The following is a 14,071-nucleotide window of genomic DNA, read 5'->3' as shown; positions in this document are numbered from 1 at the left end:
CCCCCGAACCCCGCTCCGGGCACGACCCGATCCCCGACGCCGTAACCCGGACCGGCGAACCACCGCATTAGGCACGACGAGTTCGATTTACGACCTGCTTTCAGAACCTTCCCGTAGATCCCCCGTGAGTGGAGGTAACAATGAGACGTCCCTGGGTCATGGCGATCGCGCTCGGCGCGATGCTGGCTGCCACCGCCGGCTGCGGTAGCAGCGACGACAGCGACACCGGCTCGTCCGCGAACCCGTCGGCCGAGAAGTTCGTCATCTACAGCGCCCGCGACAAGGCGGTCACCGACTACGTCGTCGAGCAGTTCACCTCGAAGAACCCCGAGTACAAGGGCAAGGTCGAGGTGCTCAACATGGGCGCCCAGGAGGTGCTCGAGCGGGTCCGCGCCGAGAAGGCCAACCCGCAGGCGTCGGTGTGGTGGGGCGGCACTCAGCAGGGCCTCGCCACCGCCGCCACGGAGAACCTGCTGGAGGCCTGGCAGCCCTCGTTCGCGGGGAAGATGGACGCGCGGTACAAGGACGCGCAGGGCCGTTGGCACGGCGAGATCCTGCTGCCCGAGGTCATCATGTACAACAACAAGGCGCTGAGCCCGGAAGAGGCGCCGAAGGACTGGGACGACCTGGTCGACCCGAAGTGGAAAGACAAGATCATCATCCGGGACGTGGCTGCCTCCGGCACCATGCGCTCGATCTACTCCTCGATGATCCAGCGCCTGTCGGCCGACGGGTCCAACCCCCAGCCGGGCTACGACTGGCTGCGCAAGCTCGACACCAACACCGTCGAGTACGCCGCCAACCCCGCAGACCTCTACCTGAAGATGTCGCGTGAGCAGGGCGTCTTGAGCGCCTGGAACCTGCAGGACGTCCTGCTGCAGGCCGACAAGAAGATGCCGTTCGGCTATGTCATGCCGGCCTCGGGCGCCCCCGTGCTCGTCGACGGTGTGGCCGCAGTCAAGGGCGGCAACACCGCCGCGGCCCAGAAGTTCCTCGAGTTCCTCTTCGACGACTCGCTACGGGCCACGCTCGCCAAGGACTACTTCCAGATCCCCGCGGTGGAAATCTCCGAGAAGCCGGAGTGGTTGGCCAATCTCGGCCTCAAACCGATGGACGTGGACTGGGACGTCATCGGCAAGAACGAGACGGCCTGGATCAACCACTGGAACGCGGAGATCAAGGACAAGGGCTGAGTTGACCGGGGCCGGGTCGTGCCACGGCACGACCCGGCCCCGTCCTGGAAGGACCCAGAAACATGATCGATGTCCGGCTGGCAACCGTCAGCAAACGCTTCGACACGTCGAGCGACGCGGCGGCGGTCGACAACGTCACCATCACCATCGGAGCCGGTGAGTTCTTCACCCTCCTCGGACCGAGCGGATGCGGCAAGACCACGACCCTACGGATGGTGGCGGGGTTCTACTTTCCGACCTCCGGGCACATCCACTTCGGCGATGACGACGTGACACGCTGGTCCCCGAACAAACGGGACACTGGCATGGTGTTCCAGAACTACGCGCTCTTTCCGCACATGTCGGTCGCGCAGAACGTCGCGTACGGGCTGAAGGTCCGCCGGGTCCCCCGCGCGGACCGGGCCCGCCGGGTCGAGGAGGCCCTCGCCCAGGTACACCTCACCGGGTACGGCGACCGCCGCATCGACGCGCTCTCCGGCGGTCAGCAGCAGCGGGTCGCGCTGGCCCGGGCGCTGGTCATCCGGCCCCGCACCCTGCTGCTCGACGAACCGCTGTCCAATCTCGACGCGAAACTCCGTGAGGAGACGCGCACCGAGATCCGCCGGATCCAGCGGGAGAGCGGCATCACCAGCCTCTACGTGACGCACGACCAGGCCGAGGCGATGGCGATGTCGGACCGGATCGCCGTCATGCAGTCCGGCCGGGTCCAGCAGGTCGGCACACCGCATGAGGTCTACTACACGCCGGCGAACGCGTTCGTGGCACGCTTCATCGGACGCAGCAACGTCCTGAGCCTGCCGGTGGTCAGCGCGAGGGAGACCCGGGTGGAGGTACGCCTGCCCGGCGGCGCGACGCTCGACGTCGGCGCGGCCGTGGGGCACCGCCTCGCCGAGGGAGACACCGCGCTGGTGTCGGCGCGGCCGGAACACATCACGATCGCCGGTCCGGACGAGGAGTCGGCACTGCGCGGCCGGATCAGCCACATCGAGTTCACCGGCATGGCGACTCACCTCAGCGTCGACGTCGACGGCACCGACGTGATGGCGGCGGTGATCGACGCACCGGTCGGCATCCAGCTCGGCGACGTCGTGGGTCTGCGTCTCGTACCCGAACGGCTCTGGGTGGTCCAACCGTGACCGTTCGTTCCCTACCCGCTCCCGGCTGGCTGACCGGGCTCGGCAGGCGCCTGAGCGGCGGCGCCAGCTCACGGTGGTTCCCCTACCTGCTCGTGCTGCCCCTCGTCCTGGTGCTGTGGGGCTACGTCGTACAACCGATGTTCGCGACCTTCGCCGAGAGCGTCAGTGCCGACGGCACGGAGAATTACCTCCAGTTCCTCAACTCCTCCGGGGTGGCCCGGCAGTCCCTGCTCACCTCGCTGTTCATCTCGGCGGGGAGCGTGCTGCTCTGCGGCACCGTCGGCGTCTCGATGGCCTTCCTGCTCAAGCGGTTCACCTTCCGGGGGCGCCGGCTCCTCGAGGCGTTCATCCTGGTGCCGGCGGCGCTGCCGCCGCTGATCGGTGCCGTGTCTTTCCAACTGCTCTACAGCAACATCGGCATCCTGCCGCGTGGACTACAGGCGCTCTTCGGCACCGACAAGCCGGTCCTCGCCTTCGACGGGATCGCCGGGGTCCTCGTGGTGCACACGTTCACCATGTACCCGTTCTTCTACCTGGCCGCCGCCGCGGCGCTGGCCGGAATGGACCCGTCAGTCGAGGAGGCGGCGTACAACCTCGGTGCTGGCCGGGTGCGGGTCTGGCGGACCGTCATGCTGCCGATGCTCACCCCGGCGCTGGTCTCGGCGTCCCTGCTGGTTTTCATGACCTCGCTGGCGTCGTACACCGCGCCGCTGCTGTTCAACGTCAGCCAGACCATGACGATGCAGATCTACATCAACCGCACCAACGGCGACCTGCCGATGGCCTCGGCGTACGCCTCCGTGCTGGGAATCGTCTCCATCATCTTCCTGCTGTCGATGCGGTGGTACGAGGGTCGGCGCAGCTACCAGTCGCAGTCAAAGGGGATCTCGGCGACCCGGCGGGAGATCAACAATCCGATCGGTCGCTGGTTGGCCCCGCTCGCCTCGGTGCTGGCCACGATCGTCCTGCTCGCACCGGTCGCCACGATCGCGCTCGTGGCCTTCTCCGAGAACCGTTCCTGGACCACCCAGGTGTTGCCGACGACGTACACGCTCGACAACTTCGTCACGATCTTCTCCGACCCCAAGGCCTTCCAGCCCATCCTCAACTCGGTGCAGATGAGCCTGATCGCGGTCGTCGGCTGCGTGGGGATCGGCGTGCTCATCGCGTACGCGGTGCGACGGCTGCGGTTCGTCGGGCGGGGTCTTCTCGACGTGGCGGTGATGATCGCGTGGGCGCTGCCCGGAACGGTCGTCGCGATCAACCTGATCTCGGCGTTCAGCACCGGCAACGCCTTCAGTCTCGGGCAGGTCCTGGTCGGTACCTTCTGGATCCTGCCGCTGGCCTACTTCGTGCGGTTCCTGCCGATCGTGTTCCGGTCCAGTTCAGCGGCCCTGGCACTGATCGATCCGTCGTTGGAGGAGGCCGCGCGCAACCTCGGTGCCTCCTGGGCGCGGGCCTTCGGCAGCGTCACCCTGCGGCTGATGCTGCCCGGCGTGCTCGCCGGCGGACTGCTGGCGTTCGTGCACGGTGTCGGCGAGTTCGTCGCCTCGGTGCTGATCTACACCTCTTCCACAGTGCCGATCTCGGTGGCGATCAACAATCGGATGTACTCCTTCGAACTCGGTACCGCGGCGGCGTACGGCATGCTCCAGGTGCTGCTCATCTTCGTGGTGATGTGGTTCTCCGGCCGGCTGGAAAGCAGCCGCACCGCGACCAGGAAGGCCGTTCAGTGGACGAACTGATCGATCGCTGGCGGGCCGAGGGCGGGCTGCTGCCGATCACCCGGGTCCCCGGCCACGCGCTCGCCGCTGTGGCCGAGGCGGCGGACCTCGCGGTACTACCGGTCGGCGCCGTCGAGTGGCACGGCCCGCACCTGCCACTCGGCACCGACCTGCTCCTCGCCGAAGGATTCGCCGGAGAGTTGGCTGCCGGGTCCGCCCGTGCCGTGCTCTTCCCGGCCGCACCGTACGCCGCCTGCCCCGGCCAGACCCGGCCATGGCCGGGCACGGTGGCGCTACGGCCCGAGATCGCCGTCGGGTACCTCAGCGACGTGCTCGCCGGCATTGTCGAGGCGGGTTTCCCTCGGCTCCTCGTGGTCAATGGTCACGACGCCAACCTCTCCACGGTCCGTGCCGCCATGGAGTGGGTCTCCGGCCGACACCTGGCGAGCCTGCTGCTCGCCAACTGGTTCCAGCTGGTCAGCCCGGACGAGACGGGCGAGATCTTCGGCGCCCTGCCGTCCCGGGGACACGGCGGAGCGTACGAGACTTCGGCCGTTATCGGCTTTGACCCCGCGACGGTGCACCTGGACGACACACCGGACCTGCCGCCGAAGCCGAAGCTGGCCACCGGCTACCCGTACGTGCTGGTGGAGTCGCGGCCCGACCCGTGGCAGGGCTGGTCCGGTCATGTCTCGCTGGCCAACGAGTCGGCCGGGCGACGGATCCGCCAGCTAGCCGGCGCGCGGCTGCGTGAGGTGATCGAGGCGTGGCTGGCCTCGCCGCTACCCGGCCCGCCTGGGGCGGACCGGCCCGCCTCGTCCAACCAGGCCGCCCGTTCCGACCAGCGCGGACGGGACCGGTCGGACCCGGCCACTGGATGACCCTGCTCGTCACCCGTAGGACAACGCACCGCATTGGGAGACCACGATGACCCCATCACTGACCACCTACCAGCAGCACCACCTGCGCGTCGTGTTCGATCACCACGCCGCCCACCTGTACCCCGCGATGGTCAAGGCGAGCCAGGCCCACGTCGTCATGCTCGCCGAACAAGGGCTGATCCCCGCCGACTCCGCCACGATGATGCTGCGCGGGCTGCTCGTCCTCGCCGAAGACCGGCCCGAGGACCTGGACTACGACGGCAGCGTCGAGGACGTCTACTACACGTTGGAGAAGCGCCTCGCCGCCGCCTGCGAGGTCGAGGTGTCCCAGCTCAGCGTGCAGCTCGCGCGCAGCCGTAACGATCTCGACGCCGGCGTCTTCCGGATGGTGCTGCGCAATCAGCTCCTTCAGGTGCTGGACGCGATGCTCGCGACCGGCCGGACGGTGCTGGACCGGGCCGACCGGCACGCCGACGTGGTGGTAACCGGCTACACCCACCGCCGCCCCGCCCAGCCGACGAGCATCGGGCATGTCTTCGCCGGCTACGCCGAGGCGCTGGCCGGCGAAGGGCTCGCCTACGCCGACCTGCTGGACGAGATGAACCGTTCGCCCCTGGGCTCCTGCGCCTTCGCCGGCACCGACCTGGACATCTCGCCCCGCCGCCTGGCGGACCTGCTCGGCTTCGAGCGACTCATCGTCAACTCGTACGAGGCGGTGGCCGGCGCCGACCACCTCGTCCGGGTCGCCACCCTCAACGCGCAGGCCCTCGCCACGGGCGCCCGGCTGGCCCGCACCCTGATGGACTGGCTGAGCTGGGGCTGGGTCGTCACCCCCGGCTCGTTCACCCAGGGCAGCAGCATCATGCCGCAGAAGCGCAACCCGGTAGTGCTGGAACACCTCGTCTCGATGGCCGGCGCAGCGGCGGGCGATGCCGTCAGCGTGCTCAACAACGTCGGTGCCGCCTGGTGGGAGGACTCCAACAACGCCACCACCGACGTGCAGGCCCGGCTCTGGGACGGTGACGACCGGGCGTACCGGTTCTTCTCCCTGCTCGGCGGGCTGATCGCGGAGCTGGACCCGCTGCGTCCGCCGACCAGCGAGGAGATCGTCGCCTCGGGTGCCACCACGACGGCCGCCGCCGACGCGCTGGCCCGCCACGGCGTTCCGTTCCGGGGCGCCCACTCGCTGCTCGGCCGACTGGTGCGGACCGGCCCGCCGGCCACCTGGACCGAACAGGACGTCCGGTCGACCGCCGCCGACCTCGGTCTGGCCGACCAGCTCGACGAGGCCGCGATCCGGGACCTGCTGGCCGCCGCGGTCCACCCGGAATTCGTGCTCGGCCGGGCCCAGGCCGACGGCCCGGGAGAAGCGGCCGTACGGGAACAGGTCGCGCAGTTGCGTACCATGCTGGCCGCGGTATCGGCACGGGTGGATGCGTTCCGGGACCGCCTGGCCCGTGCCGACGAGGCGCTGGCCGAGGCGGTCGCGGCGAGGGTGGGCCGGTGACGGGGCAACAGACGCAGCACCGCGTGAACAAGAATGTTGTGTCGCCGCGACCGCGGCACAGCCTGGACCGACGGCCCGAAGGGCGATCTGACATCACCATGGAACAATCGGCAATCCCGCGGCTGCTCGGCGTCGATTTCGGCGGCACGAAGATGGCGATCGGTGTGGGCGACGCCGACGGTCGGCTGCTCGTCTCCGAGCGACTGCCCACGCACGCCGAGCAAGGCGCGCAGCAGGCCCTCACCCGGGCTCTCGACCGGGCCCGGGAACTCGTGGCCCGCACCGGCGGCACGCTCGTGGCGGCCGGCATCGCCTCCCCCGGGGTGGTCCACGACCACGACATCGAACTGGCGCCGAACGTACCCGGCTGGGAGCAGCTGCGGTTGGCCGACGCGGTCCGCGCCCACCTCGGGCTGACCTCCGTGCGGGTGTCGAACGACCTCAACGCGGCCGCCTACGCCGAGCTGCGCCTCGGTGCGCTGCGAGGTATCGATCCGGGCCTGGTGATCGGCATCGGGACCGGGGTGGCCGCGGCGGTGACGGTCGGCGGCGAGGTGATGGCCGGTTTCCACGGTGCGGCCGGGGAGATCGCCTACGGTCTGACCGACCACAGTTGGCCCGCCGGCCTGGAGCCGATGCTGGAGACGACCTTCTCCGGTCGAGCCCTGGACGAGCTGGCGCAGCGGCTGGGGCTGACCGGCCAGGCCGCCGCGCTCTGCACCGCCGCAGCGCAGCCCGGCCGGGCCCGCGACGAGTTGCGTCAGCGCGTCGACGAGTTGGCCCGCCAACTCGTCACCTGCTGTCTCCTGCTCGACCCGCAGCGGATCGTGCTGGTCGGCAGCGTCGCAGGCAACGAGGTGGTGCGGGAGCTGCTCATCGAGCGGCTCACCCACGCGCTGCCGTACCGGCCGGACATCGTCCTGTCGGCATTCGCCCAGGACGCCGCGCTGCTCGGTTCGCTCGCCATGGCCATGGAGGCCCTGCCCGCGCCCGTCTGAGCGCTGCCGGTCGTTCCCACCCCGGGGGGTCTGCTCCTGACCGAAATGTTCCCGAAGGCTGGTGCGCTGCAGTCGAATGACCACGTTCCAGCGTCGAAGCTCCGGTCGTTGGCGAGGGCAGGTGTCCGTCGGTCGTCGGACACCCACCCTCGACCGACCGGCCGTTCCGGTGGTCGCGCCCCGGTTTGGTTACGTGCTGGGTGATGCTTGACGTCGTGGCCTCGGACGACGCCTGACATGGTCGCGAGGCGACAACCACGCGACGCGGTATGTCAGTGCGTTGCGGGACACCAGGAGGAAACGCGCCCAGATGGGCATCACGGCCTGAAGCGCGTGGGGCCAGTGGCGCAGAAGGACGTAGTTGCCGCTTCCCCGCCGGCCAGACACCGGCCATCCACCAACGCTCTGTCCCGCAGAGGCTCACCGAGATCGACCGTGTAGGGAACCTGATCGTTGGCGGGGCACGCTGCAGCATGCGGCCGCATCGGAGCGACGCTGAAAGTCACGACGACCTCGGACTCGCTGATGTGGATTTCCGGTGCCGAGACCTCCCCCGTGATCCCGTTGTTGCAGTCCAGTCGCGAGACGAGGGCGGTGAACCTCGTGGACGATCTCTGAAGGCGCTGGTCCAGCCCGAGATCCCAGACGGCGGCATCACCACCACCCGTGCTCGTCTGTTTCGATGTGCTCGGCTCGGGCTCAGAGGTCAGACCTGATCTTGCAGTGGGTGGTTCAGTGGCGGCCCCACATGCCACCGTCAGAGCCGCCAGCGATGTCCACACCAACACCGAGACAAGTCGAATTCGCGTCATCACGTTTATGAGACCCAATGCTGCCTCCGCCGGTTCCACCCCGACGTGGAAAGCGCACGGATCTCGACGCTCGGCCGGCAGCTCGGCCGGCATTCGAACACGGGATGGCACGCGGACCGGGTGCCTCCGTACCCTGGCGATGTGGCCGACCTCGTCGACATCACCCGGGAAGAGCGGTGACCGAATCGCCACCGAGTCGCCTACCCGTCAACCCGGCATGCGACGCTCAAGCTCCGCGACCACCGGACCCCGCCGCGTGGCCCCCGGACACCACCGCCGTAACCGCACAATTCCTGGCCTGACAGCACGCCAGCCCCACCCCACATCCCTTGTGCCCGGAGGAACGCAGACCATGGACCACGCATCTCAGCTCATCCAGGAGCGGAGTGCCCCGCCGGCCACGCTGGTGATCTTCGGTGCTTCCGGTGACCTGACCCGGCGCAAGCTGCTGCCCGCAGTCGAGAGCCTGGCCCGGCACGAGCGGCTACCGGACCAGTTCGCGCTGGTCGGCGTCGCGCGCACGCCGATGACCGACGAGCAGTTCGCCGAGAGCGCCCTGGGCGAACGCACCCTCGCCAGCAAGCGCCAGCTCCAGGGCGGCGTGCGGTACGTGGCCGGCGGCTACGACGACCCGGAGACCTACAAGCGGCTCGTGGAGACCCTCGACGAGCTGGACGCACAGCGGGGCACGTCCGGCAACCGGCTCTTCTACCTGTCCACCCCGGCCGGAGCCTTCGAGCCGGTGATCAACGGACTGGCTGGTGTCGGGCTCAACCAGCCACGCGAAGGCTCCTTCTCCCGCCTGGTCATCGAGAAGCCGTACGGGCGCGACCTGGTCACGGCCCGCGAGCTCGACCGCGTCGTGCACAGCGCGTTCGACGAGCACCAGGTCTTTCGCATCGATCACTATCTGGGCAAGGACACCGTCCAGAACGTGCTGGCGCTGCGCTTCGCGAACTCGATCTTCCAACCCATCTGGGATCGCTCCTGGGTCGACCACGTGCAGATCACCGTCGCCGAGACCCTCGGCGTCGGCACCCGCGGCGGCTTCTACGAGGACGCCGGCGCGATGCGGGACATCGTGCAGAACCACGTACTCCAGGTCCTCGCGCTGGCACTGATGGAGCCACCAGCCTCATTCGAGGCTGAGGGCCTGCGCAACGAAAAGGTGAAGCTGCTGCAGGCGATCCGGCTCCCCACCGACCGGGACATCGCCGAGGCCGCGGTCCGGGGACAGTACACCCGGGGCGGCACCCGCCAAGAACTGATGGCCGGCTACCGCGAGGAGACCGGCGTCGACCCCCTGTCGCGGACCGAGACCTACGCCGCTATGCGGCTCAACGTGGACAACTGGCGCTGGGCCGGGGTGCCGTTCTACGTACGCACCGGCAAGCGTTTGCCGGCCCGGCTCACCGAGGTGGCACTGCAGTTCCAACGGCCGCCGCACCTGCCGATCCCGACCGACCAGCTCACCGGCCTCGATGCCGACGCGCTGATCCTGCGGATCCAGCCGAACGAGGGCATCTCGCTGCGCTTCGGCGCCAAAGTGCCGGGCCACTCCTTCCGGGTCCGCACCGCCACAATGGAGTTCTCCTACGACCAGACGTTCGTCGAGGAGTCCCCGGAGGCGTACGAGCGTCTGCTCCTGGACGCGCTGATCGGTGACGCGTCGCTGTTCATCCGCAGCGACGAGGTGCAACAGTGCTGGCGGATCGTCGACCCGATCATCGACAACTGGGCGAAGGACAACTCGCCGATCCCCACCTACGAGGCCGCCTCCTGGGGCCCGACCGACGCCGACCGGCTCATCGGCCGGAACGGCCGCAAGTGGCGCAACTCCGCATGACCCTGCCACAACGAGTGTGACCGCGCTGCTGAGCCCTATCGCTTGGTCTCACCGTCGAAACGCGGCACCTCCACCTCACCCGCTCACCGCACGGACACGCCGTCGCCGAACCGGAGCTGGCGCGAAGCACCGGCCGCCGCCGCCCTTGCTGCCTCCGGGCTGGGGGCAGCAAGGGCCGCCTCGGCGATCTGGCGGCACTCGTTCACGGTGTGCGCGGCCAGGGACTCGCGCACCGCCGGAATGCTGCGGGGCGCCATGGACAGGCTGGTGATGCCCAGGCCCGCCAGTACCAGGGCGAAACTGGGATCTGCCGCGGACTCTCCACACACGCCGACTGGCTTACCCGCCTCGACGCCGGCTGCCGCGCAGGATGCGAGGAGCGCGATCAGCGCGGGCTGCCACGGGTCGAGCAGGTCAGCGAGGTCGCCGCACATGCGGTCAGCTGCGAACGTGTACTGGCTGAGGTCGTTGGTGCCGACGCTGAGGAAGTCCGCGTGGCACATTAGCTGGCTGGCGCGCAGGGCCGCGGCCGGCACCTCGATCATCACGCCGGCGGTCGGCAGGCCATGCTCGCGGCAGGACTCGGTGAATGCTGCAGCCTCCGCCACCGTCGCGACCATCGGCGCCATTACCCATACGTCGGCGTCCGTCGCAGCAGCCGCCGCTGCGATCGCGGCCAACTGTGCGGTAAGCACGGAAGGTGCCTGCCGGGCGACCCGCAGACCGCGGACGCCCAGCGCAGGGTTGGGTTCATCGGCCAGACGCAGGAACGGCAGCGGCTTGTCGGCACCGGCGTCGAGGGTGCGCACGACGACCTTGCGGCCGGGCAGCGCGGCGAAGACGTCGCGGTACGCGGCGACCTGTTCTTCGTGCGACGGCGGGTCGACGCGGTCGAGGTAGAGCAGCTCGGTGCGGAACAGGCCGACGCCTTCCACCTCACCGGTGATGTCGCGGGCGGAGCCGATGTTGGCCAGTAGCGCAACAGGATGGCCATCCGCGGTCCGCCCGGGGCCATGGGAGCGGGCGCGGCGTTCGATCTCCGCGAGCCGGTCCGCGTTGACAGTGGTCACCGTCTCCGCGGAGACGCCGGCCACCACGACGCCGCTCGCGCCGTCGAGACTGGCCAACGCCCCGTCGGCCACGTCCAGGATGCCCGCGCAGCGGACCACGGCCGGGATACCGAGTGTCCGGGCCAGGATCGCGGTGTGGCTGGTCGGTCCGCCCTCGGCCGTGACCAGGCCCAGCACCATGGCCGGTTCGAGGCCGGCGGTGTCGGCGGGCGCCAGGTCGCGGGCGATGAGCAGGTACGGATGGCCAGGGTCCGGCACGCCCGGCATCGGCTGCCCCAGGCATGCCGCGACGAGGCGGTCCCGCAGGTCGTCGAGGTCGCTGACCCGCTCGGCGAGGTACCCGCCCGCGGCTTCGAAGACGGCCCGGTGCCCGGCGAGCACGTCGGTGATCGCGTGCGGCGCGTCCGCACCGCCGTCGATGGCGATGTCGGCCGCGTCGATAAGCGTCTCGTCCTGCGCCATCATGACCTGCGCGCGCAGGACCTCGGCGGCGGTCGCTTCCAGGGCGGTGTCGGCGCGACGGGTCAGGTCGGCGGCGACGGCGAGGACCGCGGCCCGGACGGCCGTCTTCTCGGCTTCGGGATCAACGGGCTCCACCAACGGCGGCAGGGCCGGAGGCGGGGCCAGCCGGTAAACCGGCCCCGCCGCACCACCGGGGCTGGCCCCGATCCCCCGAAGTTCACGCATCGACAGCGTCCAGATCACGTTCGAGGAGATCGGCCAGGGTGTCGACGGCGGCCTGCGCGTCGTCGCCGTCGGCCTCCAGGGTGACCTCGGTGCCCTTCTTGGCGCCGAGCGACAGCACGGCGAGCATGCTGCGGGCCGGCACGGGTTTCTTGTCGCCGGTGCGGATGGTGACCAGCACCGGCTGCTTCGCCGCCTCGGCGACGAAGAGTGCCGCCGGGCGGGCGTGCAGCCCGCTGGCGGAACCGACGAGGACTGTTCTGGTGGGCAACGGATCCTCCTATGGTTCGATCGTCACCTTGATCGCTTCGCCGCGCGCCACGATGCCGAAGGCATCGAGGGCGCGGTCGAGCGGCAGGCGGTGGGTGATGAGGTCGGCGACCGGCACGGAGCCGTTGGCGATGAGTCGCAGCGCTTCCTTGTTGTGCTCCGGGCTGGAGCCGTTGGCACCGACGATGGTCAGTTCGCGGTAGTGCACCAGGTTGGAGTCCAGGGAGATGACGGGCTTGTCCTTCGGCAGGCCGCCAAAGAAGCTGATCCGGCCCTGCCGCGCGGACATCTGCACCGCCTGCTCCTGGGCGACGCCGGCGGCCGTGGCGGTGATGACGACGTCGGCACCCCGGCCCTCGGTGAGCTTGAGCACCGCGTCGACGACGTCGGTCTCGGCACCGCAGATCGCCGCGTCCGGCTGGACCAGGTTGGCGGCCAGGTCGAGGCGTTCGCGGTTGAGGTCGACGAGGAACACCCGGGCCGCGCCGCGCGAGCGGGCCAGGCGGACATGCAGGCAGCCGATCGGGCCGGAGCCCACGACGACCACGTCGTCGCCCTCCCCCACATCGGCGAGGTTCTGGCCGTTGAGGACGCAGGCGAGAGGCTCGGCGACGGATGCCTCGGCGAAGCTGAGTCCCTCGGGGATCCGGTTGAGTCCGTCGACGGTGAGGACGTTGTGCGGCACGACCAGGTATTCGGCGAACCCGCCGTCGAAGTGGTACCCCATCGACACCTGGTTGGGGCAGACGGTCATCCGGCCGCGCCGGCACTCGGCACAGTTACCGCACGGGATGGCGGCGATGACCTGGACCCGGTCCCCCGGCCGCCAGCCGGTGACGTCGCCACCGACTTCGATGATCTCGCCGGCGATCTCGTGGCCCATGACGCGCGGCGGGGCGATGTGGTGGTGGCCGAAGCGGGAGATCTTCACGTCGGTGCCGCAGGTGGAGCAGGCGCGGACGCGGATCTTCACGTCGGCGGGGCCCGGCGTGGGCTCGGGCGCGTCCTCGATGCGGACGTCACCGGGTGCGTGGAATCGGACAACCTTCACAAGGGCTTCCCTTCAAGGATGGTGATCACGTCATCGACACTCGCCGACTCTCGTAGCCGCTGCGCCTGCGCCGGGTCCATCAGCACCGAGGCGAGCTGGGCCAGGATGTCCACGTGCCCGTCGCCGGCTGCGGCGATGGCGACGCAGACCCGCACGTCGAAGCCGTCCCAGTCGACGCCATCGGGGAAGCGCAGCACCGCGAGGGCGTCGCGCTGGACCGACTCCTTGCTGTTCAGCGTGCCGTGCGGGATGGCGACGCCCTCTCCGATGTACGTGGAGACGCTCTGCTCGCGGGCGAGCATCGCGTCCACGTACGCCGGGGCGACCGCGCCGACCTCAACGAGTACCGCGCCGCAGCGGCTGATCGCCTCGTCCCGCGATCCGGCCCGCTCGTCGAGCCGGATCGCGTCACGGGCCAGCAGCTCAGCCACTCAGCTCACCACCGCGCTGTACCGCGTTCACGACCCTGGTGACGGCCGGGTCGCCGATGAACACCTGGATCGGCACGATCACCTTGTCGGGTGCGCTGACCCGGGCCCGCGCGGCGAGCCCCTGGTGGCAGATGACCACGTCCGCGTCCGCCGGGATCGAGTTGACCGGCGTGTGTTCGACGGTCACCGCGTTCTTCGCCAGTTGTCGCCGAAGTTGGCTGGCCAGCATCACGCTGCTGCCCATGCCGGCGTCGCAAGCCACGACGACCTTCTTGATCTCGGTGCCGTTGATGGTGGACATATCTCTAGACCCAACGCCGTTCAGTTAGGCGGTTAGTCGGGGTGTCAAGGCGTGTCTAGGACGTAAAGCAGCGGAGCTCCGGTATAGAGGGTGGTCACTCTAAGACGCCCTTGAACCTGGAGCTCCGCTGGCTGATCAGATTGCCATAACCCGGACGGTGACGGTAG

General features: G+C 69.5%; 12 protein-coding genes. 7 read left to right on the top strand and 5 right to left on the bottom strand.

The genetic code is table 11. From position 1 onward, the window contains the following. The first annotated feature begins 140 nt into the window (after positions 1 to 140). From DLJ59_RS34055 to zwf, 7 genes are all read left to right on the top strand, one after another. Positions 141 to 1,193 (top strand): extracellular solute-binding protein, encoded by a 1,053-nt coding sequence (locus DLJ59_RS34055; protein WP_124778223.1) that lies wholly within the window; start codon positions 141 to 143, stop codon positions 1,191 to 1,193. A 62-nt stretch (positions 1,194 to 1,255) separates the two neighbouring features. Beyond that, positions 1,256 to 2,329, top strand: coding sequence for an ABC transporter ATP-binding protein (locus DLJ59_RS34050; protein ID WP_124778222.1), 1,074 nt, complete (start codon positions 1,256 to 1,258; stop codon positions 2,327 to 2,329). Beyond that, positions 2,326 to 4,074: an ABC transporter permease gene (locus DLJ59_RS34045; protein ID WP_124778221.1), complete on the top strand. Its 1,749-nt coding sequence runs from the start codon at positions 2,326 to 2,328 to the stop codon at positions 4,072 to 4,074. The genes DLJ59_RS34050 and DLJ59_RS34045 overlap by 4 nt, the downstream gene beginning before the upstream one ends. Further along, on the top strand, positions 4,062 to 4,934 hold the full coding sequence (locus tag DLJ59_RS34040) for a creatininase family protein (protein ID WP_124778220.1): 873 nt from the start codon (positions 4,062 to 4,064) through the stop codon (positions 4,932 to 4,934). Before DLJ59_RS34045 ends, DLJ59_RS34040 begins: the two co-directional genes overlap by 13 nt. Before the next feature lie 46 nt (positions 4,935 to 4,980). Next, entirely contained in the window at positions 4,981 to 6,441 is a 1,461-nt protein-coding gene (locus tag DLJ59_RS34035) for an argininosuccinate lyase (protein WP_124778219.1), read from the top strand. Between the two features lie 98 nt (positions 6,442 to 6,539). Further along, positions 6,540 to 7,439, top strand: coding sequence for an ROK family protein (locus DLJ59_RS34030; RefSeq protein ID WP_124778218.1), 900 nt, complete (start codon positions 6,540 to 6,542; stop codon positions 7,437 to 7,439). Between the two features lie 1,164 nt (positions 7,440 to 8,603). Then, positions 8,604 to 10,097, top strand: coding sequence for a glucose-6-phosphate dehydrogenase (zwf, locus tag DLJ59_RS34025; protein ID WP_124778217.1), 1,494 nt, complete (start codon positions 8,604 to 8,606; stop codon positions 10,095 to 10,097). Positions 10,098 to 10,180: 83 nt separating this feature from the next. Here zwf and ptsP read toward each other — a convergent pair whose 3' ends face one another. Genes ptsP through DLJ59_RS34000 form a run of 5 tightly spaced genes read right to left on the bottom strand, consistent with a single transcriptional unit; the run spans position 10,181 to position 13,904 of the window. Beyond that, on the bottom strand, positions 10,181 to 11,854 hold the full coding sequence (gene ptsP, locus DLJ59_RS34020; RefSeq protein ID WP_124778216.1) for a phosphoenolpyruvate--protein phosphotransferase: 1,674 nt from the start codon (positions 11,852 to 11,854) through the stop codon (positions 10,181 to 10,183). After that, positions 11,847 to 12,122 (bottom strand): HPr family phosphocarrier protein, encoded by a 276-nt coding sequence (locus DLJ59_RS34015; RefSeq protein ID WP_124778215.1) that lies wholly within the window; start codon positions 12,120 to 12,122, stop codon positions 11,847 to 11,849. Before DLJ59_RS34015 ends, ptsP begins: the two co-directional genes overlap by 8 nt. Before the next feature lie 9 nt (positions 12,123 to 12,131). Beyond that, positions 12,132 to 13,172 carry a zinc-dependent dehydrogenase gene (locus DLJ59_RS34010; RefSeq protein ID WP_124778214.1) on the bottom strand — a complete coding sequence of 347 codons (1,041 nt, stop codon included), beginning with the start codon at positions 13,170 to 13,172 and terminating at the stop codon, positions 12,132 to 12,134. Beyond that, entirely contained in the window at positions 13,169 to 13,603 is a 435-nt protein-coding gene (locus tag DLJ59_RS34005; protein WP_124778213.1) for a PTS mannitol transporter subunit IIA, read from the bottom strand. Before DLJ59_RS34005 ends, DLJ59_RS34010 begins: the two co-directional genes overlap by 4 nt. Beyond that, entirely contained in the window at positions 13,596 to 13,904 is a 309-nt protein-coding gene (locus DLJ59_RS34000; RefSeq protein ID WP_124778212.1) for a PTS sugar transporter subunit IIBC family protein, read from the bottom strand. The genes DLJ59_RS34005 and DLJ59_RS34000 overlap by 8 nt, the downstream gene beginning before the upstream one ends. Positions 13,905 to 14,071 lie beyond the last annotated feature (167 nt).

Origin of the sequence: Micromonospora inaquosa (assembly GCF_003857055.1) — a bacterium.
Taxonomy (GTDB): domain Bacteria; phylum Actinomycetota; class Actinomycetes; order Mycobacteriales; family Micromonosporaceae; genus Micromonospora; species Micromonospora inaquosa.
This window is presented reverse-complemented; position numbering and strand designations above follow the sequence as displayed.

Bases quoted from the DNA above. Each gene is read 5' to 3' on its own strand.
- DLJ59_RS34030 (WP_124778218.1), top strand. From the start codon at position 6,540: ATGGAACAATCGGCAATCCCGCGGCTGCTCGGCGTCGATTTCGGCGGC.
- DLJ59_RS34035 (WP_124778219.1), top strand. From the start codon at position 4,981: ATGACCCCATCACTGACCACCTACCAGCAGCACCACCTGCGCGTCGTG.
- zwf (WP_124778217.1), top strand. From the start codon at position 8,604: ATGGACCACGCATCTCAGCTCATCCAGGAGCGGAGTGCCCCGCCGGCC.
- DLJ59_RS34055 (WP_124778223.1), top strand. From the start codon at position 141: ATGAGACGTCCCTGGGTCATGGCGATCGCGCTCGGCGCGATGCTGGCT.
- DLJ59_RS34050 (WP_124778222.1), top strand. From the start codon at position 1,256: ATGATCGATGTCCGGCTGGCAACCGTCAGCAAACGCTTCGACACGTCG.
- DLJ59_RS34000 (WP_124778212.1), bottom strand. From the start codon at position 13,904: ATGTCCACCATCAACGGCACCGAGATCAAGAAGGTCGTCGTGGCTTGC.
- ptsP (WP_124778216.1), bottom strand. From the start codon at position 11,854: ATGCGTGAACTTCGGGGGATCGGGGCCAGCCCCGGTGGTGCGGCGGGG.